This window comes from Microbacterium esteraromaticum, from assembly GCF_014084045.1.
Lineage (GTDB): Bacteria > Actinomycetota > Actinomycetes > Actinomycetales > Microbacteriaceae > Microbacterium > Microbacterium esteraromaticum_D.
The window spans coordinates 2265589-2289449 of the sequence record NZ_CP043732.1; the positions used below are offsets into that span (position 1 = coordinate 2265589).

Consider the following 23861-nt stretch of genomic DNA (forward strand, 5'->3'; position numbering starts at 1 on the left):
GCGGTTCACGGTGAACCGCAGGCCTCTCCGCCTCGTTTCCCTCGTGAGGAGGCGATCCGTGACACGACAGGACGATGAGCGGCTGACCGCGCTCTACGAGCTGCACGCAGGTCCGATCCGGCGCTACGTCGTGAGCATCACGGGCAGGGGAGGGGGAGCCGATGACGTCGTTCAGGAGACGCTCCTGCGTGCCTGGCGCACGCCCCGGATTCTCGAACAGGATCCGGCGACGTCGCGCGCGTGGATGATCACGGTCGCCAGGCATCTCGTGATCGACGAGGCCCGCAGCGCCCGCCAGCGCCACGAGAGCACGGTCGCCGAGCCGCCGGAACGGGTCGCAGACGATCAGACCGATCGTCTGTTCGACTCCCTGCTGATCCAGGACGCCCTGGCCACGCTGAGCGCCGAGCATCGAGACGTCGTCGTCGCGGCGTACTACCGGGGACGATCCGTCGCGGAGTCGGCGTCGGAGCTGGGCATCCCGGAGGGCACGGTCAAGTCGAGGATGCATTACGGACTGCGAGCCCTGCGCCTCGCACTGCAGGAGAGAGGGGTGACCCGGTGAACGCTGAGCACGAACGGTACGCGGCGTGGGACGCCGCCTACGTTCTGGGCGCGCTGTCGAACGCGGAGCGCGCGGAGTACGAGCGGCACCTGGCCGGGTGCCGACGCTGCAGGGACGCCGTGGCCGAGCTCGGGCCGACGGTCGCGCTGCTGTCGCGGCTCGGCGCCGACGACGCAGAGCGGGTGACGGATGCCGGAGACGACGGACCCGTTCGCGTGCTCGCCGCTGCGCGCGAGCGGCGTCGGCGACGGCGCAGCATCGGCGCGTGGACGGCAGCCGCAGCGGCTGCCGTCGTCGTGGCGACGGTCGTCTCGGTGTCGGCGCTGATGCCGCGACCGCCCCAGGCGATCGCGCTCGCGCCCGTCGACGGCGCACCCGTGACCGCGTCGGTGGCGGTCACCGCCGTGCCATGGGGGACGAAGCTCGACGTGGAGTGCGAGTACGACGGCACCGCCCGGTACGGCGTGCGGGGAGCCTACGCGCTCGCCGTGGTCGGCCCAGACGGCGAGACCACGATGCTCTCGAACTGGACGGTGACACCGGGCGCGACGGCTCGGCTGTCAGCGGGGACGGCACTGGCGAAGTCCGACATCAGGGCGATCGAGATCCGCGACGCCGACGGACGAGTGGTGGTGCGGCACGAATTCGGCTGAACCGGCGGGCCCTGCGTCTCGTGTCACGGGGGAGTCCGGGCGCCGCGTCCGGACGAACGGACGAAGGGATGTCATCATGCGCAAGGCACTCGCGATCGGGGGCATCGCCCTCGCATTGATGCTGGTCGGCTGCAGCAGTCCCGGCACCACGGGACCTGCGTCAGAGGGCCCTGACTCGGGATACGGCGCCCCGTCGAGCGAGGCCTCGGAGCCCGCGGCATCCGGAGCCGATGTCATGGTCGCTGAGACCTCGCTCGGCGAGGTTGTCGTCGACGGCGAGGGCATGACGCTGTACATGTTCGACAAGGACACCCAGGGCGGCGACACGAGCGCCTGCACCGGCGCCTGCCTGCAGAACTGGCCGCCGCTGATCGCCGCCGGCGATGAGCCGGAGGGCGATGGGGTCACGGGCGAGCTCGCCACGATCGAGACGGCAGACGGCGAGAAGCAGGTCACGCTGAATGGTTGGCCGCTGTACTACTTCGCCGGCGACAGCGCGGCCGGAGACGTCAAAGGCCAGGGCGTGCAGGACGTCTGGTGGGTGCTGAGCCCGGCCGGCGAGCGGATGGCGGACTGAGAAGAGAAGAGGGATGCCGTGGACCGCGGTCCATGGCATCCCTCTTCGTCGTCAGGGTCGGTCAGCTCTGGGACTGGCCGTAGGAGCCGAGCTGGCGGGTCGACTCGACGACACGAGCTGCCATCGCCGACTCGGCGATCTTTCCCCACGCGCGAGGGTCGTACTGCTTCTTGTTGCCGACCTCGCCGTCGACCTTCAGCACGCCGTCGTAGTTCTTGAACATGTAGTCGGCGATCGCACGCGTGTACGCGTACTGCGTGTCGGTGTCGATGTTCATCTTGATCACGCCGTTCGCGACGGCGAGGGCGATCTCCTCGTCGCTCGACCCCGAGCCGCCGTGGAAGACGAGGTCGAGCGGCTTCGGGCCGGTGCCGTACTTGGCGGCGACCTCGGCCTGGATCTCGCCGAGCAGCTCCGGACGCAGCTTCACGCCGCCCGGCTTGTACACGCCGTGCACGTTTCCGAAGGTGAGCGCGGCGATGTAGCGGCCCTGCTCGCCGAGGCCGAGCGCCTGGATCGCCTGGTCGACGTCGGCGAAGGTGGTGTACAGCGCCTCGTTCGATCCCTCGTGCGCGACGCCGTCCTCCTCGCCGCCGACGACCCCGATCTCGACCTCGAGGATCGCGTTGATGGCCTTGATGCGCGGCAGCAGCTCCTTGGCGATCTCGATGTTCTCATCGAGCGGCACGGCAGATCCGTCCCACATGTGCGACTGGAAGATCGGGTTGCGGCCCGCCTTCACCTCTTCCTCGGACGCTGCGATCAGCGGCTCGACGAAGCCCGCCAGGGCGTCCTTCGGGCAGTGGTCGGTGTGCAGCGCGACGGTCACGGGATAGTTCTTGGCTACCTCGGTCGCGTAGCGGGCGAAGGCGAGGGCGCCCGTGGCGCGGGCCTTCACCGTGTGCCCGGCGAAGTAGTCGGCACCGCCCGTGGTGACCTGGATGATCCCGTCGGAGCCGGCCTCGGTCAGGCCCTGCAGCACCGAGTTGATCGTCTGCGAGCTCGAGACGTTGAAGGCGGGGTACGCGAAGCCACCGGCCTTCGCGCGGTCGAGCATCTCTGCGTACTGTTCCGGAGTGGCGACGGGCATGAGTTCTCCTGCTTCTGTCGGTCGGGGTGCATGCTCACTTTAGCCCGGAGGGGAGCGGATTCCGCCGTCGTTACCCCGGCCCGAGGCCGTATCTTTATCACGCGGCAAGAACCGCTGTTTCTTCGTGCCCGAATCATGAAAACTCCCGATTTCCGTCGCGATTCGTCACTATGCTGACCGGCATGGTGAGCCTCACAGCCGATCTCAGTCCCCTCCGCCCAGACCGCAACCTCGCGATGGAACTCGTGCGCGCCACCGAGGCGGCCGCGATCCGCGCGGTGCCGTTCATCGGTCGCGGCGCCAAGGAGGAGGCCGATGGTGCGGCCGTCGACGCCATGCGCGCCTTCCTCGGCACCGTCGACTTTCAGGGCCGCGTCGTGATCGGCGAGGGCGAGAAGGACAACGCGCCGATGCTGTTCAACGGCGAGGTCGTCGGCACGGGACGCGGGCCCGAATGCGACATCGCCGTCGACCCGATCGACGGCACCACCCTCACCGCCGAGGGGCGTCAGAACGCGCTGTCGGTGCTCGCGGTGTCCGACCGCGGCACGATGCTCGACGCCTCAAGCGTGTTCTACATGGACAAGCTCGTCACCGGTCCTGCGGGCGTCGGCGTCGTCGACATCCGCAAGCCCATCGGCGAGAACATCCGCCGGCTGGCCAAGGCGCTCGGCAAGCCGGTCGACGAGGTCGTGGTGTCGGTGCTGAACCGTCCCCGTCACGAGAAGCTCATCGCCGAGATCCGCGAGGCCGGTGCCGGCACCCGCCTGATGAGCGACGGCGACGTCGCAGGCGGCATCAACGCGGCGCGTCACAACGCCCGCACCGACATGTGCGTCGGCATCGGCGGCAGCCCTGAGGGCATCGTCACCGCCTGCGCCATCAAGGCGCTCGGCGGGCACATCCAGGGCATGCTCTGGCCGCGCGACGACGATGAGCGCCAGCGCGGCATCGACGCCGGGCTCGAGATGGACAAGGTGTACGAGGCGGATGACCTGGTGAAGGGCGACAACACGATCTTCGTCGCCACGGGAGTCACCGACGGCCAGCTCGTGCGCGGAGTGCGCCGCGAGGGCAACTACCTGTACACCGAGAGCATCGTGCTTCGCGGTGCGTCCGGAACCCTCCGTCGCATCACGTCGGATCACCTCGTGTCGAAGTGGCTCTGACGCGGGCATCCTCCTGCATACCGCGATTCGCGGCGACCGCTGGCAGAATGGGCGGGTACCGGCGTGATCAGCGCGTCGGCATGGTCATGAAGAGGAGTGCTCGGGATGTCATCGAACGAGCCGTCTGAGAGTTCCAGCCGCGCGCAGCACGTCACCACCAAGACCGGCCGCATCGTGCGGGTCACGGAGGAGCAGATCATGGCCGCGCAGCAGGCGAAGGCGGCCGTGCAGCCCGGGTTCGATCCCGCTCGTCGTACGGACGTGCTGTTCCGCGTGCGCCGCGAGGAGGGTCACGAGCTCAGCTCCTGGTGGTTCATCGGTGCGTTCCTGGCGAGCTCGAGCGTGGTCATCGCACTGCTCTCCTGGGTTCCCGGCGGAGCCTGAGCCCACCTCATCGAAGCGGCCCGTCCTGGCATCGCGCGTCAGGCGACGGCCCGTGCGGCTTCGATGATCAGCGGCGCCGAACGGGCCACTCCGAGCGCCTCGCCGAGCTCGTCGATGTCGTGCACCGCGGCGCGACGCGCGGCATCGATCACGATCTGGGCGCAGGCGCGGGCGTCGGCCAGTGCGTCGTGGTGCGAGAACTCGCCGAACCCCGCCGCGGCTGCGGCCAGGGGGAGGCGGTACGAGTCGAGGCTGTAGGTCTTCCGAGCCACGGCGAGTGAGCAGAGCGAGCGATACGGCGGCGCGTCGAGGCCGGTGGCCTCGCAGGCTCGACGGAGCACGTTGAGGTCGAACCCGGCGTTGTGCGCGACGAGCACGTCGGCGCCGGCGAACCCGCAGAGCCGGTCGAGCTGCTGGGCCCAGGTGGCGGCCCCGATGACGTCCTGCGGACGGATGCCGTGGATGCGCACATTCCACTCGTTGAACTCGTCGTGGCCTGCGGGAGGCCGGATCAGCCAGCCGGTCTGCGCGACGACCTTCCCGTCGCGCACGCGCACGAGTCCGACGGAACAGGCGGAGGCGGGGCTGGAGTTCGCGGTCTCGAAGTCGATCGCGGTGAAATCCAGGGGCACGGATCCACCATCTCCCGGCAGCCGGATCACGCGCCGCAGACTCGCCGTAGGCTGGCGAACATGAGCGATTCACGAGCGACCTCCTTCGGTGCCGAGGCCGACAACTACGAGGCTGCCCGGCCCGACTATCCGTTCGAGGCGGTCGCGTGGATGCTCGATCGTCTTCCTTCCGGTGCGCGGCGTCTCGTCGACGTCGGCGCGGGCACAGGCAAGCTCACCCGGGTGGTCGCCGAGGCGAAGGATGCCGAGGTCGTCGCGGTCGATCCGGATGCGGCGATGCTCGCGAAGCTGCGCGAGGCCGTGCCGGGTGTGCCGACCTTCGTCGGCACGGCCGAGTCCCTTCCCCTTCCGGATGCCAGTGTCGACGCCGTCGTGCTCGGGCAGGCCTGGCACTGGGTCGATCCCGTCGCGGCGTCGGCTGAGATCGGACGGGCGGTGCGCCCCGGCGGAACGCTCGGGCTGATCTGGAACGCCCGCGACAACCGGGTCGACTGGGTGCGCCGGCTCACCGCGGTCATGAACGCGAGCGCCGCGGAGGAGATGCTCGACGCGGGCGGGCCAACGGTGGCATCCCCGTTCGGCGAGCTCGAGAGCGAGAGGTGGGAGTGGGTGCGCCCGATGACGCGCGAGCAGCTGCACCGCATGGCGGCATCCCGCAGCCACCTGATCACCGCGAGCGAGGGCGAGCGAGGCGAGATACGGCGGCAGATGGACGAGCTCTTCGACGAGCTGGGGCTGCACGGCGACGGCACCGTCGACGTGCCGTACGTCACCTCAGCGTTCCGGTCGCTGCGCGCCGGTTGACCGAGCCCGAGGCATCCGGAGGCGACCGGTCGCGCCGGTAGACTCGTCTCTCGTGGCTCTCACTATCGGAATCGTCGGGCTGCCGAACGTCGGCAAGTCCACCCTCTTCAACGCGCTGACCAAGAACGACGTGCTCGCGGCGAACTACCCGTTCGCGACGATCGAGCCGAACGTCGGCGTCGTCAACCTGCCCGATCCGCGTCTGCAGGTGCTGGCCGGCATCTTCGGCAGTGAGCGCATCCTGCCCGCCACGGTGTCGTTCGTAGACATCGCCGGCATCGTGCGCGGCGCGAGCGAGGGTGAGGGGCTGGGCAACCAGTTCCTGGCGAACATCCGCGAGGCGGATGCGATCGCTCAGGTCGTACGCGGCTTCGTGGACGACGACGTCGTGCACGTCGAGGGGACCGTCGACCCCAAGGGTGACATGGAGACCATCAACGCCGAGCTGATGCTCGCCGATCTGCAGACGATCGAGAAGGCTCTGCCGCGCTTCGAGAAGGAAGTGAAGCAGAAGAGGACTGATCCTGCGGTGCTCGAGGCGGCGAACGCCGCGAAGGATGCCCTCGAGCGCGGTCAGCTGCTCTCGACCGCCGGTCTCGACCTCGCGCCGATCAAGGAGCTCGGGCTGCTGACGGCGAAACCCTACATCTACGTGTTCAACGTCGACGAATCGGTGCTCACCGACGAGGCGAAGAAGGCCGAGCTCGAGGCTCTCGTCGCGCCGGCGCAGGCTGTGTTCCTCGACGCCAAGATCGAGTCCGAGCTGATCGGCCTCGACCCGGAAGACGCGCAGGAGCTGCTTGAGGCGACGGGTCAGAGCGAATCGGGTCTCGACCAGCTCGCGCGCATCGGCTTCGCCACCCTCGGCCTTCAGACCTACCTCACCGCCGGGCCCAAGGAATCGCGGGCATGGACGATCCCCCAGGGGGCGAAGGCGCCGCAGGCGGCTGGTGTGATCCACACCGACTTCGAGAAGGGCTTCATCAAGGCCGAGGTCATCTCGTTCGAGGACCTCGTCGAGACCGGGTCGGTCGCAGAGGCTCGTGCGAAGGGCAAGGCTCGCCTCGAGGGCAAGGACTACGTCATGCAAGATGGCGACGTGGTGGAGTTCCGCTTCAACAACTGAGCACTCTGGCGGCGCACCGACTCGCAGCGACTACATTGGTTTCGCAGTGATCGATTGCGAGCGGAACGCATGTACGAGGAACGTCACCCCGACTCGCGTGTGCTGGAGTGTGTGTGGCAGGCGCGGGCGTCGCGAGATGAGCGCTACCTCGTTCCGGCCGTCGAGTACTGGGATCTGTGGTTCGCCCGCGAGTCGGATGGTGAGGTGCTCGCCGGCCTGACAGGTCCGACCCTGGGGCACCGCTGGATCCGCTCTACGGTCGGCGAGCACAGCTGGGGCATCCAGCTGAAGGCTCACGCGGTCCTGCCAGGAGTGAGCAAGCTGCTCCTGCGCGGCGGCGAGCAGCGCCTCCTCGTCCGAGCGGGAAAGGTCACAATCGGGCAGCATGCAATACGATTCCCGGAGTTCGAGGACCTCGAGAGCTTCACTGATCGTCTTCTTGAGCTCGATGTGCTGCGCGATGACGAACAGGTCAGGCGGATGCTCACCGGCGAAGACGCGGGCTACTCGGAAAGACACCGTCAGCGCCGAGTCCGCGCCGCGACAGGGCTCACGCGCAAGCAGATAGAGCAGTTGTCGCGAGCGCGTGAAGCGTTTGCCCTGCTGTTGCAGGGCGTCCCGCCGACGGAGTGCGCTGCGCGCTGCGGTTTCGCCGACCAGGCTCACCTGACTCGTTCGCTGAGGGCCTTCCACGGCCAGACACCGGCCCAGGTGTTGTCCGGTCGATGATGGCGGAAATATTCAATACCGAGGCAGTCATCCGGTGGTGAACTGAGGGCATCGCATTCACGATCAGCAGAGGAGCAGACGATGCCCATTCCCGCCGCCCCCGAGGGCTACGCCACCGTCAACCCATTCATCATCACGACGGGCGCCGAGGATGTGACCCGGTTCGTCATCGAAGTCTTCGGCGGCGAGGAGCGTGCGGAGGCACGCACCGTCGATGACGACGGCCTTCTGCTTCAGGCCGAGGTGAGAGTGGGCACCACCACCATCATGCTCGCGGAGCGCAAGCCGAACTGGCCCTTCACTCCGAGCCTGCTTCAGGTCTATGTCGATGACCTCGACGCTGTGCTGGAGCGGGCTCTCGCGCGCGGGGGCCGCCTGGTCACCACACCCACCGACTTCTTCGGCACGCAGTTCGCTCGGGTGCAGGATTCGAGTGCAAACCTCTGGTGGATCTGGCAGCACGGCGATGCGGTCCGGGACGCCGATGACAGTGAGAGCGAGTGGACGGCAGAGGGCGGTGATCAGGGGTGGGGTGAGATCTCACCCGAGCTCGCCTACATCCATGACACGCTGCTCGAGGCGATGACCGCCCTGCGCGACCCGAAGGCCTGAGGGGCGCGTCGCAGGTGTCGCGGAGAAGTCGTCGCCGGGACGCCTTCCCTGCGGGAGGTTGGTCCGTGCGGCGACGTCGTGGAGTTCCGGTTCAACGTGTGATCCGAAGCCCGGTCGTTGAGCGAGCGGAGCGAGCCGAAACGCGCTCCCACCGCAGGATGGAGCCGATGAGTCCACTGATCCGCGTCGTGCCGCACTCGGAGCTCACGTTCGACGACGTGACGCGCGTTCGCAGGCTGTTCGATGGCGAGTACGCGCAGGACTTCGGCATGTGGCATCCGGAGCAGCCATACGGGTACGCGCCGCACGACGTGCACGTGATGGCGTGTGCTGGCGATGTCATCGTCGGGCACGTCGGCTGGGCTCGGCGGGAGATCACCGTAGGGGAGCGCATCGTGGTGGTCGCCGGCGTTGGCGGAGTGCTGGTCTCGGAAAGCGCACGTGGCGTGCGCCTCGGCGAGCGGCTGATGAGCCGAGCGGTGGAGTCGATGCGCCTTGCCGGTGGCATCGACTTCGGCTATCTCGGATGCCGTGAAGAGGTCGTGCCGTTCTACGAGTCCTGCGGTTGGACGCGTGTGTTCGCTGCTGAGCGTTCGATCGATCGGGCCGGACTGCCTGTGGCGGACCCACCGGGGCAGCCGCTCCTCGTCTTCCCGCTGAGTGCGTCGATGGAATGGCCGGACGGGGAGATCGATCTTCGCGGGCGAGCATGGTGACGTCACACCGACGTTGATGGAGTGTGGTGGATTTCCGCTTCATCGCGCTCCCGCGCACGCATCGGAGTCGTCTCAGCGCAGTTCCAGTCGAACGTTCCGGTGCGAGGCGAAGATCTCCTGGACGATCTCGAAGTAGGTCTTGCCCTCGCCGCGCAGCAGGGCATCCCGTTGATGCCGGATGCCCTGCGCATTGAAGATATCGGGTCGGGAGAGTTTGTCCTCCAGCCAGCGCCGCGTCGTCGCGAGCCCGAGGCTCTCGCGACTGTGCTCGTGATCTGCCCACACGAAGACCGCGCCATTCGTGTCGAACTGATAAAGCACGTCATCGAGCGCGTCCAGACTCGATCCCAGCGTCCAGTCCTCATCCGCCATCAGGAGAGCGTTGAGCTGTGCGTACAGGTCGTCGATCGTGTCGATGCGGTCTCCTTCGATGCGGAAGACCCGGGATGCGTCGTCGACCATCCGCTCTCCTCAGTAGACGCGACGGATCTGCTGCGGCCCGCCGCAGGCACAGGCTCATTCCACCATTCTGCCTGCAGGACACAGCGGGCGATCGCGGTGAGCCCATCGGGGATGGCTGAACTCGGCTCTCGGTGCGAGGATCGATGCATGCCCGAGTCTCCGGAGGTCCAGGCGCTCGTGGAGTTCATCGACGAGCGGATCATCGGCCGCGTCATCGCTGCGGTCGACATCGCCGAGTTCCGAGTCGTCAAGACGCGAGCCCGGCCGCCGGAGACGCTGATCGACGCGACTGTCAGCGGGGCACGTCGCTTCGGGAAGCACGTCGGCATCGAGACGAGCGCCGGCTGGCTGATGATCGGGTTCGGGCGCAACGGGTGGATACGGTGGCAGTCGGCGGGGGATGCCCACGCACAGGGGCCCGTTCCGGAGGTCGCTCGGATCGCACTCGATGATGGGGCGGTGGCGCAGATCATCGACCGGGGTGACTTCCTCGGCGTCACCATCTCGATCGTCGACTCGCCGCCCGACGTCCCGGGCATCGCCGCGCTCGGCCCCGATCCGCTCGCCCCACAGTTCACCCGCGACGACCTGGAGCGCGCTCTCGGCACCCGCCGCAAGCAGATCAAGGCCCTGCTGCAGGAGCAGGCATCGCTCGCGGGCATCGGCAACGCCTACTCCGACGAGATCCTCCATAGAGCGCGGCTGCCGCTCGCCGTGCATGCCGCGGCACTCGGCGCGGACGCCAGGGCGCGTCTCTTCGACGCCACGCTCGACGTCATGCGCGGAGCGGTCGAACAACGGCGTGGCCTTTCACCAGAGCACCTCAAGCAGGCGAAAGTGGATGCCATGGCCGTGCACGGTCGCGGAGGAGAGCCCTGTCCTGTGTGCGGCACCATCATCGTCGACCAGACGTTCGCCGGGGCGTCTGCGCAGTCGTGTCCGCGCTGCCAGTCCGAGGGCGTCGATGGCTGAGGGGGAGACGGAACGCATCGTGGCCTGGAGCGAGGAGCTGAAGGCGGTGCACGCGCGGCTGCGCCAGGCCCTGGCTCTCACGCGGCAGGCGCTCGCCGATGGCGAGCCGACGCGGGCGGCCAGCCGTGATCTGCTGCTGTTCTGCCACGGGTTCTGCGCCGCGCTCAGTGGGCATCATCTCGCCGAGGACCGTGAGCTCTTCCCGGCGATCGTGGCCGAGCATCCGCAGCTGGGTGAGACCCTGCGCAAGCTCGAACAGGATCATGCGATGATGTCGCACCTGATCGCCGGCCTGCAGACCGCGGTCGACTCTCACGCCGCGCCGGCGGACCTTGCACGGCACCTCGAGGGACTCGCCGCGATCATGGAGAGCCACTTCCGGTACGAGGAGCGTCAGCTGCTTCACGTGCTGGACACGCTCGAACTCGACGCCGATTCACGCCAGATGCTCGGGCCGCTATGAGCGCCCGCCCGTCGCCAGAGGGAGCGACTATGACCGAGAACGACCCGCGCACTCCGCACGTCCCTGAGCCCGACGAATCGAGTGTGCCGACGCTGGAAGACGACGAGACGATCGCTCCGCGCCCCGAGGAGGAGATCGCCGACGCACTGCGCGCCGAGCCCGACGTGTCGGACCACAGGGAGCACCGCCCCTGATCCGCGAGGACGATTGCGCATTCGGTGCAGCGGCGCGACCATGAGGCATGGGAACCCTGAGCTTCACTGCCACCGTCTCGCTGGACGGCTACGCCGCCGGACCCGATGGCGACTTCCAGTTCGGCGCGCCGAGCGAACAGGTGTTCCGGTTCCACGTCGAGCGCATGGCGGCCATCTCGACCGAGATCCTCGGGCGCCGCACCTATGAGCTCATGCACTACTGGGAGTCGGAACCCGCGGGCGAGGACTGGGGTGACGACGAGAGCGAGTTCGCCAGACGGTGGCAGGCGCTCGACATCATCGCGGCCTCATCGACGCTGACACCCGGGGACCTGACGCTGGAGAACCACAGGCTGGTATCCGACCTCACCGTAGACGAGATCGCGCGGACAGCGGACGCCGCACCCGGTGAGGTCGAGATCTTCGGTCCCACGACGGCGGCACCGGCGATCCGCGCCGGTCTCGTGCGCGACTTCCGCTTCTTCATCGTGCCTGTGATCCTCGGCGGTGGCCTGCGCGCTCTCCCCGAAGAGGTGACTCTCGACCTGCAGCTGGTCGCGAGTCGCGTCTTCGAGAACGGCTTCACCATGCTGCACTACACAGCCGGCGGATCGACGGCGCAGCGAAGCAGCGCCACGCGGGACAGATGATCAGGTGAGCTGCCGCGCACCCCAGCCCGAGGTGCAACGGTTCATCGGGTGCTGTATAGTCAGCGTATGCTGACCATCGCATCCCGACTGGAGGCCATGAACCGGCTGGGCCGCGCGATGGCCGACCCGACTCGCTCACGCATCCTCATCTCGCTCCTCGACGCGCCCGGCTATCCGGCCGCGCTGGCACGAGACCTCGGGCTGACGCGCTCCAACGTGTCGAACCACCTCGCCTGCCTTCGCGACTGCGGCATCGTCGTCGCCGAGCCCGAGGGGCGGCAGACACGCTACGAGATCAGCGATCCTCATCTCGCCGCAGGCCTCACGGCACTCGTCGAGACCACGCTCGCCGTCGACGAGAGCGCCACCTGCATCGACCCGACGTGTCCGATTCCCGGATGCTGCGACGACAAGACGGTGTCATGACGCTCGAACTGGTCGCCCCATCACGCAGAGACGTGCTGCGCCGACGGGTGCGCATCGTCGTCGCGATCACGATCGCCTGGAACCTCGTCGAGGCCGTCGTGGCGCTCATCGCAGGCGGCGTCGCGTCGTCGACGGCGTTGATCGGATTCGGACTCGACTCGATCGTCGAGGTGCTGTCGGCCGCGGCGGTCGCCTGGCAGTTCGCCGCGCCAGACCCCGAGCGCCGCGAGAAGGTGGCGCTGCGCGTCATCGCCGTGTCTTTCTTCGCGCTCGCCGCCTACGTCAGCGTCGATGCCGTGCTGTCTCTGGTGGGGCTGCGCGAGCCCGAGCATTCGCCGGTCGGCATCGTGCTCGCCGCGCTGAGCCTCGTCGTCATGCCGCTGCTCAGCTGGTTCGAGCGACGCACAGGTCGTGAACTGGGCTCGGCGTCGGCGGTCGCGGACTCGAAGCAGACTCTCATCTGCACCTACCTCTCGGCTGCGCTGCTCGCCGGTCTGCTGTTGAACAGCCTGCTCGGCTGGGCGTGGGCCGACTCGGTGGCGGCTCTGGTGATCGCGGTCGTCGCCGTGCGCGAAGGCCTTGAGGCATGGCGCGGCGAGAACTGCTGCGCGGCGCCCGTCTCGGTGCTGACCGGAGAGCGGGCGCCGCACGGCTGCGACGACGGATGCTGCGCCGCACCCGGGCGATGAGGACGGGCGTCGGCTCGGATGCGGTGCCAAGGCGCGCCCCGGTAATCTGGAAGACGGCCGCTTCGAGCCGACCGCAGAACGGAAGTGAGCACGCATCGTGACCCAGCCCAGCATCTTCGAGCCCGAAGGCCGCGCCGTCCCCTTCGTCGACGAGGGTGAAGGACCCGTCACGCTCGTGCTGGTCACGAATCGCAGTCTCGAGGCCGATGGCCTCGGGGTCATCTCGCACTACCTGGCCGAAGAAGCGGGATTCCGCGTCGTGCGCATCGGCTCCCGCGCTGCTGCCGAAGGCATCACCGCCGGTGACCGGGCAGCGGACGCGGCCGCAGTGATCGAGGACCTCGGCATCGCCGACACCTGGATCGGCGGACACGGGGCCGGCAGCACCATTGCACGCACCTTCGCCGTCGAGCATCCCGAGCGGGTCAACGGACTGCTGATGCTGGGCGTCGAAGACGAGCAGATCGACCTCGCCCCCGGCATCCCGGTGCTGATCATCCAGGCCGAGAAGGACGACGTCACTCCCGCCGCCAACGCCGAGGCACTGCGGGCGACCGCGCCCGAGCGCGCGACGATCACCCGCATCCCCGGGGCCGACCACTTCTTCGTCGCCACGCACCCGATCGAGACAGCCGTGGTGATCGAGGAGTACCTCGACTGGGACTGACGGGCGGTCAGCCCGTGCGCAGGCGCTTGCGCATGAACACCTGTTCTGTTCCGCCGTCCTGCGGCACGCGTTCGCTGATCTCGTAGCCGCAGCTCTCGTACAGACGGATGTTGGCTTCGCTCAGACTGCCCGTGAACAGCTCAGAGTGAGATGCGCCGCTGCCGCGTTCGGCCGCGTCGAGCAGGCCGCGGCCGATGCCCTCGCCCTGCATGTCGGGTGCGATCGCGATCCTGCCTACGAGCAGCAGCTCGCCGTCGATCCGCCCGCGCAGCGCCCCGACGAGCCTGCCGTCGAGGCGCGCCGTCCAGCCGTAGCAGTCGGCGAGCTCGGCCCGCACCGCGTCGAGGGTCTGCGTGAGAGGAGGCATGTCGACGCTGCCGTAGATCTGCGCCTCCGACACGAAGGCAGCCCGCTGCAGGGTCAGCACCTCGCCGGCATCGTCGGTCGAGATAGGGGCGTACTGCACGTCGGGGGATGCCATGCCCCAATCATCCCTCTTCGCGCAGGCGCGGCTCGACCCTGTGCTCCGGCCGAAGACCGGCCTTGTCGGCGTAGAACGCGCGGATGCGGTCCATGTCGGCCGGGATGTCGCCGGACAGCTCGAAGGTCGGTCCCAGACCGGTCGTCTGCGTGGTGCGGTCGACGTAGCCCAGGGTCACGGGCATCCCGGTCTCACGGGCGATGCGGTAGAAGCCCGACTTCCAGTGCGAATGCCCGCGTCGGGTGCCGTCCGGCGTGACCACGAGGCCGAAGACCTCGCCCTTGCGCACCATTCCGACGACGTCGTCGACCACGCGCCCCGGGTCGGCGCGGTCGACCGGGATGCCGCCCAGCGCGCGCATGACGGGTCGTCGCCAGCCGTCGAACAGGCTCTTCTTGCCCAGCCAGCGCACCTCGATGCCGAGGCGCCAGGCGATAGCGAGCATGAGCACGAAGTCCCAGTTGGAGGTGTGCGGGGCGCCGATCAGCACGGTCGGGCGCTGCGGCGCCGGCTCCGAGCGCAGGGTCCAGCGGCTGAACGTCCAGAACACACCCGCGATGACACGTCGAAGCATCCCTCAACGCTAAGGGAGCGACCATACTCAGCACGGCATGCAAATCAACCCCCTCGGCGGGCCTCGCGCCGCGGTGCTACGTTCGCGACGCGTCCACAGCGCGGGCGCAGAACGGATGAGGTGATACGCATGGCAGAGAAGCGAAGCAGCACGTCGACGAAGAAGAGCACAGGCGGCAAGAAGTCCGCCGCCGTGACCACGACACCGCGCCAGAACGCCGAGAGCGGATTCACCGCCTCAGCGGAGCTGACGAAGAACATGCAGGCGGTGCTGGTCGACCTGATCGAGCTCTCGCTTCAGGGCAAGCAGGCGCACTGGAACGTCGTCGGCCGGAACTTCCGCGATACGCACCGGCAGCTCGACGAGATCATCGAGGCGAGCCGAGAGTTCAGCGATGAGGTCGCGGAGCGGATGCGCGCCCTGCACGCCGTGCCCGACGGGCGCACCGCGACGGTCGCGAAGGCGACCACCCTGCCCGCCTTCCCGACGGGGGAGGTGTCGACCACCGACACGATCGACCTGATCACCGAACGACTGGATGCCACGGTGGCCACCATGCGCGACGTGCACGACCAGGTCGACGAAGAGGACCCCACGTCGGCCGACATCCTGCACGGCATCATCGAGAAGCTCGAGCAGTTCGCCTGGATGGTGAGCGCCGAGAACCGCACGCCCGCGAGGTGACGCGCCAGAACACAGAACGAGGGCCGTCACCCGGTGGGTGACGGCCCTCGTCGTGGGCGGTGCTCAGGCGGGCTGGGGCAGCAGGCTGAACGACACCGCGCCCTGCTCGTCGACCGAGGCGTCGAGCACCTTGTCGTCGAGGGCGTCGGCGGCGGCCTTCTCGAGGAACACGCGGATGTCCTCGTCGCCGATGATGGAGTCGCCCGGCTCGGGCGTGGGGGCGACCGTCACCGCGAAGCGCGGTTCGGCCTCGGTGCCCGACGAGTGGATGCGGAGTCCGGCATCCGGCGTCGTGCTCTGCTGGGCGACGATGGTCGCCGCGATCGTGTTTGCGTTCTCGGTCAGGGTGAGCATCAGCTCTCCTTCCGGTTGCGGACACCGCACCGTTCGGCGCGATGTCCGTGCCACGATTCCGCACCTGCCCCGGTGGTTCAAGCCGAGCGTGGTCACTCTGAGGGGTTTCACACCGGGCGCTTGCACGCCTCACAGACAGGGAGCCGGTCAGCGCTCACGGCGCAGCACAAGCGGCAGACCCAGCCACAGCAGCAGGATGACCACCAAGCCGATACCGCCTGCGACGAAGGCGAAGACATGGTCGAACGTGAAATCGATGATGAGCACGGTGACGCCGACCGTGAGCGCCGCGATGACCACCATGTCGGCCTTGACGATACGGTGCGCGACACGCACCAGCTCGGGCTTTCGCCCCTTGGCGAAGAGGATCCGGTGCATGCCCACCGGGGCCAGGGCGAGGATCGTGGCGGTGGCGGCGAGCAGCACCAGCACGATGTACAGGATCCTCTGCGGATCGCTCAGATCGCGGAACAGAGGCTGGAAGGCCACCGCCAGCAGGAATCCGGTGAGGATCTGCGTGCCCGTCTGCATGACGCGCAGCTCCTGCATCAGCTCCTCCCAGTTGCGGTCGGCGCGCTCCGTCGCGGTCTCGTCGCGTCCATCGTCCTGCGCGTCGGCATACGGGTCGTTCATGACATCGGACGCTACACGGCCGGGCGCGAACACGAAGAGGGGCTTGCGGGCGATGGGCGCGGTCGGTCTCGGCGCCCATCGCCTGGAGCGGGCGTACGATCGAGGGATGCCAGAGAACCAGGCCTTCGAGAACCAGGCCTCCGAGAACTCGCCGCGCACCTTCGCGGCTCCGCCGGGGCTCCGGCTGCTCGGCGCGGATGCCGCCGGGATGTGCGCGGACGGCTACTGCGTGCTCCCCGCCGCAGCGGCGGCGGAGGATTCGGAGCCCGAGGCCGAGGCATCCGACTCCGACCGAGACTGACCCGACTGCGCGTCCGCTCGCTCGGTGCAATGCCGGAGCGCTGAGGCGAGCTCCGGGGCGATCAGCGGGTCTTCGTCCAGCGGTACGGCCAGGGCGAGCAGCGACCGACTGAAGTGATTGCGGAGCCCGGCCGCGAGCGTGATGTCCACGATCTGCCGATCGCTGAAGCCGTGCTCGCGCAGATCCGCCGCATCGGCATCCGTCATCTCATGCGGTGATGTCGAGAGTCGTTCCGCGAAGCGGATGACCGCACGCTCGGAGTCGGTGAATGCGGAGTCCTCGTCCTCGGCGAAGACCCGAAGCCCCGCCTCATCGGCGACTCCTGCCTTCATCGACTTCCGCGCGTGCGCGATGAGACAGTGCGATGAGCCGATCGCGCGCGCGGCGCCCAGCGTGGCCGCCTCGTAGACCCGGATGCCGATCGAGGGCAGCACGGCCTTGACCAGCGCGACGAAGGCCTCGTGCGCCTCGGGGTTCACCGCCATCGCGGCGGTGTAGGAATGCACGAAGCCGTCGGCGGCGAGGTCCTCCCGGTACATCGCCGCGACGGCTCCGCTGGCGCCTTCGGGCGCGGGGGTGGTGATGATCATGAGGCGGACGGTACTCCGCCGCGAACCGCGGCGGAAGAGGGTCAGTGACCGCCGTGCGCTGGTGCGCCCTCGCCGTCGTCCTCGGGCTTGCGGATGAGCAAGGCGCCGACGATCGTCACGGTCGCGATGACCGCTCCGATCGTGACCGCCGTGCGGGTTCCGGCTGCGACGGCCTCAGGCACCCCGGTTCCCCCTCCGGAGTTGGCCACCGCCGTGAAGACGGCCATCATGACCGCGATGCCCGCCGCGCCCGCGACCTGCTGGATCGTGCCGATCACGGCACTGCCGTACGAGTAGAACTTGGGCTTCAGCGACGCGAGGGATGCCGTGAACAGCGGCGTGAACGACAGCGCGAGGCCGACGGAGAGCAGCGTCTGGGCGGCCAGCACGAGCCAGATCGAGCTGGAGACGGACAGCGTGGTGAACAGCCACAGCATGGACGCCGCGAGGATCGAACCGGGGATGAGCAGGATGCGCGTGCCGTGGCTGTCGTAGATGCGACCGATCACCGGGCCGAGCAGACCCATCGCCAGCGCGCCGGGCAGCACGACCAGTCCCGCGTCGAGCGCCTTCAGCTGCAGGGCGTCCTGCAGGAAGAGCGGGATCACGGTGATGCTGCCGAAGAACGCGAGCGACAGCAGGAACATCTGGATCATCGACAGGGAGAAGTCCTTCGACGCGAACACCCGCAGGTCGAGCAGTGCGTCGTCATCGCGCTGGAGGCGCACCTGGCGAACCAGGAACAGAGCGAGGCCGATGACGCCGACCGCGAGGGCGATCGCCATCGGAGCCCAGCTGGCTCCCTTGCCGAGGCTGCCGATCTGGCTCAGCCCGAATACCAGGCCGCCGAAGCCGAAGGCGGAGAGGACGACCGAGATCAGGTCGATCGGAGCGTGCATCGTCTCGCCGACGTTCGTCAGCCAGCGCCAGCCGATGAACATCGCGACCAGGGCGATCGGCAGCACGACGACGAAGATCGCCCGCCACCCGAAGTGATCGAGCAGGAAGCCCGACATGGTCGGCCCGATGGCAGGGGCGAGCGACATCACGATGCTGACACGGCCCATCATCCGTCCGCGCGACGACGCGGGAACGAGATTCATGATCGTCGTCATCAGGAGCGGCATCATGACGGCGGTGCCCGACGCCTGCACCACGCGTGCGACGAGCAGCACCTCGAAGCCGGGTGCGAGAGCGGCGATCAGGGTGCCTGCGGAGAACAGCGCGATCGCGCCGATGAACATCTGCCGCGTCGTGAAGCGGCGCAGCAGGAAGCCGGTGATCGGGATCACGACGGCCATGGTCAGCATGAAGGCGCTGGTCACCCACTGTGCGGCGATCGGCGTGATGCCGAGGTCGCTGATCAGGTGGGGGATGGCCATGCCCATCGTCGTCTCGTTGAGGATCGCGACGAAGGCGGCGGTGAGCAGCACCCAGATGACCGCCATGTCCTTGGGCGGGATGATGCCGGAAGCGGGAGGTGCGACGGGAGTCGACCCGGTGTGGACGGCAGACATGGGTCTCCTCGAGAGTGATGGTGAGAGCGGATGCACTCGGCAGAGCGCGAGCGCGGCCGGTCGGCGGACCGGGCAGAAAGATCAGCCGTCCATCCTAACCCCTGTCGTCGCGGCGGTATTCCCGCGTGCTGCGCGGACTAGCCTGAAGTCATGAGCATGGGTGGCGGCGCAGGCCGCGGCGGAGCGTTCCGCGGCGTCGACGAGGCGGCGCAGCGACGCCTCAATGCGGCGGCACCGAAGGTGTCGGGTCTCGGTCGTCGGGTGGTAGCGCTGTTCCGTCCCTACCGCGGGCGACTCGCACTCACCGCGCTGCTCGTCATCGTGGGCGCCGGCCTCGCCGTGATCCCGCCGCTGCTGGTGCAGCGCATCTTCGACGACGCGCTCTTCCCGCTCGACGGAGGCGGCCCGCACATCCCGCTGCTCGCGATGCTGGTGAGCATCACGATCGGACTGTTCCTGCTGTCGGCGGTGCTCGGGGTCGTGCAGACCTGGCTCACCTCCACCGTCGGCAACGAGGTGACGGGCGACCTTCGCGTGCGGCTGTTCGAGCACCTGCAGGCGATGGAGCTCGGCTTCTTCACCCGCACCAAGACCGGAGTCATACAGTCGCGGCTGCAGAACGATGTCGGCGGGGTGTCGGGCGTGCTGACGAACACCGTCACGAGCGTGCTCGGCAACACCGTCACGGTGATCGCCTCGCTGGTGGCGATGATCCTGATCGACTGGCGCCTGACCCTCATCGCCGTGATCCTGATGCCGATCCTCGTGCTCGTGCAGCGCCGCGTGGGGCAGGTCCGAGCGCGGATCGCAGGCGAGACCCAGGAGTCGCTGTCCGAGCTGACGAGCATCACGCAGGAGACGCTGAGCGTCTCGGGCATCCTGCTGTCGAAGTCGTTCAATCGCCAGCGAACCGAGTCGGTGCGGTACCAGAACGAGAACCGCAACCAGGTTCGGCTCCAGGTGCGGCGGGCGATGAGCGGCCAGGGGTTCTTCGCCGTCGTGCAGGTCATCATGGCCAGCGTGCCCGCGATCATCTACCTCGTCGCGGGCTTCTTCCTCACAGGGGATGCACCGGGGATCACCGCCGGGGCGATCGTCGCGTTCACCACGGTGCAGGCGCGCCTGCTCATGCCGCTGATGGGGCTGATGCGGGTGGCGCTCGACCTGCAGACCTCGGCCGCCCTGTTCGCGCGCATCTTCGAGTACCTCGACATGGTGCCCCAGATCCAGGACGCGCCCGGTGCCATGGACGTCGCCGATGCCCCCGGCCCGCGTGGACGGATCGAGTTCCGCGACGTCGTGTTCCGGTATCCGGATGCCTCCGCCGACGCCCGCCCGACACTGGACGGGGTGTCGTTCGTCGCCGAGCCCGGCACGCACGTCGCCTTCGTCGGCCCTTCCGGAGCGGGCAAGACCACCATCCTCTACTTGGCGCCCCGCCTCTACGAGGCGTCTGGCGGAACGGTCGAGTTCTCAGGCGCCGATGTGCAGTCGCTCACGCAGGAGTCGATCATCGATCAGATCGGCATCGTCTCGCAGGAGACGTACCTGTTCCACGCCACGATCCGCGAGAACCTGCGATACGCGAAACCGGATGCCACCGATGAGCAGCTCGAGCGCGCCTGCCGCGCGGCGAACATCCATCACGTGATCGCGTCGTTCGACAAGGGCTACGACACGGTGGTCGGAGAGCGCGGCTACCGTCTCTCCGGTGGTGAGAAGCAGCGCATCGCGATCGCGCGGGTGCTGCTGAAGGACCCGCCGGTGCTGCTGCTCGACGAGGCGACCTCGGCCCTCGACACGGTCTCGGAGCGGGTCGTCCAGGAGGCTCTGGACGCCGCGGCGCAGGGCCGCACCACGCTGTCGATCGCTCACCGGCTGTCGACCGTGATCGATGCCGACATGATCCACGTCGTCGAGGCCGGCCGCATCGTGGAGTCGGGCACACACGCCCAGCTGCTCGCCGGCGGCGGACTCTACGCGACGCTCGCGGCGCAGCAGATGGCGTCGACGCGGCTGCTCGAGGACGGGCAGCGCTGACCGGATCAGTGAACCGACATGCCGCCGTCGATGAAGAGGTGCTGCCCGGTGACGTAGCCCGATGAGGGCGAGGCGAGGAACACCGCGGCCCCGGCGAAGTCCTCCGGCACGCCGTTGCGCCCGATCATCGTGCGGGCGGCGAGCTCGGCGACCTTGTCCGGATCCTCTCGAAGCCGGGCGTTCAGCGGGGTGAGCACGAATCCGGGGACGAGCGCATTGCTCGTCACCCCTGTGCCGCCCCACGCCTCGGCCTCGGAGCGCACCAGTGATTCGACGGCGCCCTTCGAGACGCCGTAGACGCCGCTCGTGACGAACGCGCGGTGCGCCTGCTGCGAGCTGATGTGGATGAGCCGGCCGAACCCGCGCTCGACCATGCGCGGTGCGAAGCGCTGACCGAGCAGGAACGGCGCGACTGCGTTCACGGTCATGGTGGCATCCCAGTCGTCCTGGGTGATCTCGCCGAAGGGGGGCCTGATGTTGATCCCGGCGGAGTGCACGACGATGTCGGGCTCGCCGAACGGCTCGCAGGCGGAGCGGGCGACGGCGTCGATCCCGTCCCGCGTTCCCAGGTCGCCCACCACCCCGGCCGCTCGGCCGCCTGCGTCGATCAGCTCGCGTGCCGTCTGCTCGACGCGATCCCGTCCTCGTGCCACGATCACGACCGACGCGCCTGCGCCGGCCAGGGCCGTCGCGATCCCTCGGCCGATGCCGGATGATCCTCCGGTGACGAGAGCGGTTCGTCCAGAGAGCGAGAAGAGGGCGTCGAGGTACGCGTTCACCCTCTCACCGTATCGACGTCCGGGCGGATGAGCATGCGCGAAGAAGCCGTGCGCGTCTCACCAGGCCAGTGCTGCGGCGTGCGTGTGGTCGGGTGCGGCGCGAGCGTACTCGGGCAGTGCGCGCAGCGACGCCTCGAACGACTCGAGCGAGGCGCGGTAGGCGGGATCCGGATGCCCGGCTGCGATCGTCCGCAGCGACGGGAGGTCCATCGCGAGGATGAGCGCGATCCGAGCGCGGACGGCCTCGCTGTGCCCTGCGGCGGCGAGCACGTCGATGCCGCCGAGGAGGGCGGCGAGGTAGTCGTGAAGAACAGGCAGGTGCGCCTTGCCCTGCGTGATCGACGTGCCGTCGGCGCGCAGCCGCCAGTGCACGGCCACCTCGGGGATCACATCGAACGCACGCGCCTCGGTGTACATGCGCTGCGCGACCACCTGGTCCTCGTAGGCCACGTTCTCGGGGAAGCGCAGCCGCTCCCAGACGGACGCACGACTGAGCTTCGACCACGCGACGATGTTCCCCGACGCCTCGGGATGCTCGGCGAGGGTGACCCCGAGACGCCGCGGTGCGGTGGCGGCGGCGACCCATGGCTGCACCCGGCCAGGACGATACGCGCCGTCGACGAGCCGCGAGCGCACGTACGCGGCGGCGACGAAATCACTGCCCGACTCGTCGAGCGTGCGCAGCCACGTCTCGATCGCCCGCGGCGTGAGCTCATCATCGCCGTCGAGGAAGCCGACGAACGGGGTGTCGAGGCGATCGAGTGCGATGTTGCGCGCAGCGCCCAGGCCCCGCGCCTCGTCGTGGCTGAGCACCTCGAAACGCGCATCACCGGCGGCGGCGTCGGCGAACACCGCGCCCGTCTCGTCGCGGGACCCGTCGTCGATGAGCAGAGCGCGCCAGCGTGCATCGGTCTGCGCCTGCAGCGAGGCGACGGCGGCGGGGGCGAATGCGGCGACGTCGCGTCCTGGCACGATCATCGTCACGAGCGGGTTCACGAAGCCGAGTCTACGTCGCGGGCAGCGGCGCGAGACGCGGCGCACAGACCCCCGGAGCCCGTGCGCTTCGCGCGTGATCGTGCGCGTCGCGCGGACCGGATCCGGGCATCCGTCCGCGCGAAGCGCACATCTCCGCGGCGGCTGTGCGCCACGACGTGCGTGCTCGGGTCAACCGGTGCCCCTCATGGGGCCGCGACTGCCGCGACGGACGCGGCGACGAGCGCCGCGAGCCGCTGCGGTGACCCCGCCGGCATCGGCGTGCGGGGGAAGGTGAAGCGCACGGAGGTCTGCGCGAGCTCTGCCGGGATGCCGATGGCCAGCAGCACGGGCGACGGCTCGTCGCTGCCGGCGGCGCACGCGGAGCCGCTGGAGGAGACGACACCGCGACGTTCGAGTTCGAGCAGCACGGCCTCGCCGCTGGTTCCGGCGAACGTGAAGCCGGCGAGGCCGGGCAGCCGGCGAACGGGCGAGCCGGTCAGGGAGGCCTGCGGCACGGCATCCAGCACCGCGGCGACGAACTCCGCCGTCTGCGCGGCCACCGCGGTGGCGCTCTGCTCCCGTTCGGCCTCGCTGAGGTCGAGCGCGGCGGCCAGGCCGACGGCTCCGGCGACGTTCTCGGTGCCGCTGCGGCGTCCCCGCTCCTGCCCGCCGCCATGCAGCACCGGCTCCAGGGGAATCCGAGAGCGCACGCCCACCGCCCCGATGCCCTTCGGCGCGCCCAGCTTGTGGCCGGCGATCGAGACGGCGTCGGCGCCGAGTCCGCGCAGGTCGAGCCAACCAGCCGACTGCACGGCGTCGACGTGCACGGGCACCCGGTGCTCGTTCGCGATCGCGATCAGTCCGGCGGCGTCCTGCACGGTGCCGATCTCGTTGTTCGCGTGGCCGACGCTGATCAGCGCCGCATCCCCGGGCTCCAGCGCCCGGCGCAGCGCATCGGAGGTCACCGCGCCGTGCTCGTCGACCGGCAGCAGCGTCACCGGCACATCGTGCAGACGCCGCAGGTGGTCGGCCGATCGCAGGATCGACTCGTGCTCGATGAGCGTCGTGATCAGACCGCGTCGTGCCCGATCCTGCTGCAGTCCGCCGAGGACGATGCCCTTCACCGCGAGGTTGTTCGCCTCGGTGCCGCCCGAGGTGAAGACCACCTCGGCCGCTCGCATGCCGAGGGCGGCCGCCACGCGCCCGCGCGCCCACTCCAGCGCCCCGGCCGCCGCCTCGCCGACGGTATGACGGCTCGAAGGATTGCCGTACACGCCGCTGAGGTAGGGCTGCATCGCCTCGAGCACCTCGGGTCGCACGGGGGAGGTGGCGGCGTGGTCGAGGTACAGCACG

The 23861-nt window shown here is 68.9% G+C and carries 32 protein-coding genes; 20 read left to right on the plus strand and 12 right to left on the minus strand.

The features are described 5' to 3' along the window. Positions 1-58 precede the first annotated feature (58 nt). The 3 genes from FVO59_RS10655 to FVO59_RS10665 all read left to right on the plus strand — a co-directional run bounded on the left by FVO59_RS10655 (position 59) and on the right by FVO59_RS10665 (position 1795). Complete coding sequence (locus FVO59_RS10655) at positions 59-565, plus strand: sigma-70 family RNA polymerase sigma factor (RefSeq protein ID WP_259363165.1); 507 nt, start codon at positions 59-61, stop codon at positions 563-565. After that, positions 562-1218, plus strand: coding sequence for an anti-sigma factor family protein (locus FVO59_RS10660; protein WP_182252615.1), 657 nt, complete (start codon positions 562-564; stop codon positions 1216-1218). Before FVO59_RS10655 ends, FVO59_RS10660 begins: the two co-directional genes overlap by 4 nt. 76 nt (positions 1219-1294) lie before the next feature. After that, complete coding sequence (locus FVO59_RS10665; RefSeq protein WP_182252616.1) at positions 1295-1795, plus strand: COG4315 family predicted lipoprotein; 501 nt, start codon at positions 1295-1297, stop codon at positions 1793-1795. A gap of 61 nt (positions 1796-1856) precedes the next feature. On the opposite strand, the gene fbaA is transcribed toward FVO59_RS10665, so the two are convergent. Then, positions 1857-2885: a class II fructose-bisphosphate aldolase gene (gene fbaA, locus FVO59_RS10670; protein WP_182252617.1), complete on the minus strand. Its 1029-nt coding sequence runs from the start codon at positions 2883-2885 to the stop codon at positions 1857-1859. A 182-nt stretch (positions 2886-3067) separates the two neighbouring features. Here fbaA and glpX point away from each other — a divergent pair, with 182 nt between their 5' ends. Next, positions 3068-4054: a class II fructose-bisphosphatase gene (glpX, locus tag FVO59_RS10675; protein WP_182252618.1), complete on the plus strand. Its 987-nt coding sequence runs from the start codon at positions 3068-3070 to the stop codon at positions 4052-4054. Between the two features lie 105 nt (positions 4055-4159). Beyond that, the gene (locus tag FVO59_RS10680) at positions 4160-4438 is read left to right on the plus strand and encodes a hypothetical protein (RefSeq protein WP_259363166.1); all 279 of its coding nucleotides are present in this window, start codon (positions 4160-4162) and stop codon (positions 4436-4438) included. 38 nt (positions 4439-4476) lie between these two features. Here the strand turns inward: FVO59_RS10680 and FVO59_RS10685 are convergent, their stop codons facing one another. Beyond that, positions 4477-5070, minus strand: a complete 594-nt coding sequence (locus FVO59_RS10685; protein WP_182252619.1) for a 3'-5' exonuclease — start codon at positions 5068-5070, stop codon at positions 4477-4479. 60 nt (positions 5071-5130) lie between these two features. Between FVO59_RS10685 and FVO59_RS10690 the strand changes: the two genes are divergently transcribed. The 5 genes from FVO59_RS10690 to FVO59_RS10710 all read left to right on the plus strand — a co-directional run bounded on the left by FVO59_RS10690 (position 5131) and on the right by FVO59_RS10710 (position 9057). Next, positions 5131-5874 carry a class I SAM-dependent methyltransferase gene (locus FVO59_RS10690; protein WP_182252620.1) on the plus strand — a complete coding sequence of 248 codons (744 nt, stop codon included), beginning with the start codon at positions 5131-5133 and terminating at the stop codon, positions 5872-5874. Between the two features lie 52 nt (positions 5875-5926). Further along, positions 5927-7000 (plus strand): redox-regulated ATPase YchF, encoded by a 1074-nt coding sequence (ychF, locus tag FVO59_RS10695; protein WP_182252621.1) that lies wholly within the window; start codon positions 5927-5929, stop codon positions 6998-7000. A 204-nt stretch (positions 7001-7204) separates the two neighbouring features. After that, positions 7205-7729, plus strand: a complete 525-nt coding sequence (locus FVO59_RS10700) for an AraC family transcriptional regulator (protein ID WP_259363167.1) — start codon at positions 7205-7207, stop codon at positions 7727-7729. A gap of 81 nt (positions 7730-7810) precedes the next feature. Then, positions 7811-8341, plus strand: a complete 531-nt coding sequence (locus tag FVO59_RS10705; protein WP_182252623.1) for a VOC family protein — start codon at positions 7811-7813, stop codon at positions 8339-8341. Between the two features lie 167 nt (positions 8342-8508). Beyond that, a complete protein-coding gene (locus FVO59_RS10710) occupies positions 8509-9057 on the plus strand; it encodes a GNAT family N-acetyltransferase (protein WP_182252624.1) in 549 nt (182 codons plus the stop codon). A 72-nt stretch (positions 9058-9129) separates the two neighbouring features. Here the strand turns inward: FVO59_RS10710 and FVO59_RS10715 are convergent, their stop codons facing one another. Then, positions 9130-9519: a barstar family protein gene (locus FVO59_RS10715; protein ID WP_182252625.1), complete on the minus strand. Its 390-nt coding sequence runs from the start codon at positions 9517-9519 to the stop codon at positions 9130-9132. A 147-nt stretch (positions 9520-9666) separates the two neighbouring features. Here FVO59_RS10715 and FVO59_RS10720 point away from each other — a divergent pair, with 147 nt between their 5' ends. The 7 genes from FVO59_RS10720 (at position 9667) to FVO59_RS10750 (ending at position 13580) form a co-directional block, all read left to right on the plus strand. Next, positions 9667-10491 carry a DNA-formamidopyrimidine glycosylase family protein gene (locus FVO59_RS10720; protein ID WP_182252626.1) on the plus strand — a complete coding sequence of 275 codons (825 nt, stop codon included), beginning with the start codon at positions 9667-9669 and terminating at the stop codon, positions 10489-10491. Positions 10492-10510: 19 nt separating this feature from the next. Then, the gene (locus tag FVO59_RS10725; protein WP_259363168.1) at positions 10511-10954 is read left to right on the plus strand and encodes a hemerythrin domain-containing protein; all 444 of its coding nucleotides are present in this window, start codon (positions 10511-10513) and stop codon (positions 10952-10954) included. A gap of 29 nt (positions 10955-10983) precedes the next feature. Then, positions 10984-11148: a hypothetical protein gene (locus FVO59_RS10730; RefSeq protein ID WP_182252628.1), complete on the plus strand. Its 165-nt coding sequence runs from the start codon at positions 10984-10986 to the stop codon at positions 11146-11148. Positions 11149-11195: 47 nt separating this feature from the next. After that, positions 11196-11798 carry a dihydrofolate reductase family protein gene (locus FVO59_RS10735; RefSeq protein ID WP_182252629.1) on the plus strand — a complete coding sequence of 201 codons (603 nt, stop codon included), beginning with the start codon at positions 11196-11198 and terminating at the stop codon, positions 11796-11798. 66 nt (positions 11799-11864) lie between these two features. Beyond that, entirely contained in the window at positions 11865-12224 is a 360-nt protein-coding gene (gene cmtR, locus FVO59_RS10740) for a Cd(II)/Pb(II)-sensing metalloregulatory transcriptional regulator CmtR (protein ID WP_182252630.1), read from the plus strand. Then, on the plus strand, positions 12221-12913 hold the full coding sequence (locus FVO59_RS10745) for a cation efflux transmembrane domain-containing protein (protein ID WP_182252631.1): 693 nt from the start codon (positions 12221-12223) through the stop codon (positions 12911-12913). Before cmtR ends, FVO59_RS10745 begins: the two co-directional genes overlap by 4 nt. Positions 12914-13010: 97 nt before the next feature. Then, positions 13011-13580, plus strand: a complete 570-nt coding sequence (locus FVO59_RS10750) for an alpha/beta fold hydrolase (protein ID WP_182252632.1) — start codon at positions 13011-13013, stop codon at positions 13578-13580. A 7-nt stretch (positions 13581-13587) separates the two neighbouring features. Here the strand turns inward: FVO59_RS10750 and FVO59_RS10755 are convergent, their stop codons facing one another. Further along, positions 13588-14061 carry a GNAT family N-acetyltransferase gene (locus FVO59_RS10755; RefSeq protein ID WP_182252633.1) on the minus strand — a complete coding sequence of 158 codons (474 nt, stop codon included), beginning with the start codon at positions 14059-14061 and terminating at the stop codon, positions 13588-13590. A 7-nt stretch (positions 14062-14068) separates the two neighbouring features. Then, entirely contained in the window at positions 14069-14635 is a 567-nt protein-coding gene (locus FVO59_RS10760) for a 1-acyl-sn-glycerol-3-phosphate acyltransferase (RefSeq protein WP_182252634.1), read from the minus strand. Positions 14636-14764: 129 nt separating this feature from the next. Here FVO59_RS10760 and FVO59_RS10765 point away from each other — a divergent pair, with 129 nt between their 5' ends. Further along, the gene (locus FVO59_RS10765) at positions 14765-15319 is read left to right on the plus strand and encodes a Dps family protein (RefSeq protein WP_182252635.1); all 555 of its coding nucleotides are present in this window, start codon (positions 14765-14767) and stop codon (positions 15317-15319) included. Positions 15320-15382: 63 nt separating this feature from the next. Here the strand turns inward: FVO59_RS10765 and FVO59_RS10770 are convergent, their stop codons facing one another. After that, positions 15383-15673: a Fe-S cluster assembly protein HesB gene (locus tag FVO59_RS10770; protein WP_182252636.1), complete on the minus strand. Its 291-nt coding sequence runs from the start codon at positions 15671-15673 to the stop codon at positions 15383-15385. Positions 15674-15820: 147 nt separating this feature from the next. Next, complete coding sequence (locus FVO59_RS10775; RefSeq protein WP_182252637.1) at positions 15821-16306, minus strand: DUF6328 family protein; 486 nt, start codon at positions 16304-16306, stop codon at positions 15821-15823. A gap of 106 nt (positions 16307-16412) precedes the next feature. On the opposite strand from FVO59_RS10775, the gene FVO59_RS10780 reads away from it, so the two are divergent. Further along, positions 16413-16607 carry a hypothetical protein gene (locus FVO59_RS10780; RefSeq protein ID WP_182252638.1) on the plus strand — a complete coding sequence of 65 codons (195 nt, stop codon included), beginning with the start codon at positions 16413-16415 and terminating at the stop codon, positions 16605-16607. Here FVO59_RS10780 and FVO59_RS10785 read toward each other — a convergent pair. Then, a complete protein-coding gene (locus tag FVO59_RS10785) occupies positions 16529-17197 on the minus strand; it encodes a carboxymuconolactone decarboxylase family protein (RefSeq protein ID WP_182252639.1) in 669 nt (222 codons plus the stop codon). The genes FVO59_RS10780 and FVO59_RS10785 overlap by 79 nt on opposite strands. A 41-nt stretch (positions 17198-17238) precedes the next feature. After that, positions 17239-18714, minus strand: a complete 1476-nt coding sequence (locus tag FVO59_RS10790) for an MDR family MFS transporter (protein ID WP_182252640.1) — start codon at positions 18712-18714, stop codon at positions 17239-17241. A 156-nt stretch (positions 18715-18870) separates the two neighbouring features. Between FVO59_RS10790 and FVO59_RS10795 the strand changes: the two genes are divergently transcribed. Further along, a complete protein-coding gene (locus FVO59_RS10795; RefSeq protein ID WP_182256721.1) occupies positions 18871-20754 on the plus strand; it encodes an ABC transporter ATP-binding protein in 1884 nt (627 codons plus the stop codon). A 5-nt stretch (positions 20755-20759) separates the two neighbouring features. Here FVO59_RS10795 and FVO59_RS10800 read toward each other — a convergent pair whose 3' ends face one another. From FVO59_RS10800 to FVO59_RS10810, 3 genes are all read right to left on the minus strand, one after another. Further along, entirely contained in the window at positions 20760-21533 is a 774-nt protein-coding gene (locus FVO59_RS10800) for an SDR family NAD(P)-dependent oxidoreductase (RefSeq protein ID WP_182252641.1), read from the minus strand. A gap of 57 nt (positions 21534-21590) precedes the next feature. After that, the gene (locus tag FVO59_RS10805) at positions 21591-22529 is read right to left on the minus strand and encodes a glycosyltransferase family 2 protein (RefSeq protein WP_259363169.1); all 939 of its coding nucleotides are present in this window, start codon (positions 22527-22529) and stop codon (positions 21591-21593) included. A 182-nt stretch (positions 22530-22711) separates the two neighbouring features. Continuing rightward, positions 22712-23860: a cysteine desulfurase family protein gene (locus FVO59_RS10810; RefSeq protein WP_182252642.1), complete on the minus strand. Its 1149-nt coding sequence runs from the start codon at positions 23858-23860 to the stop codon at positions 22712-22714. Position 23861: the final 1 nt, after the last annotated feature.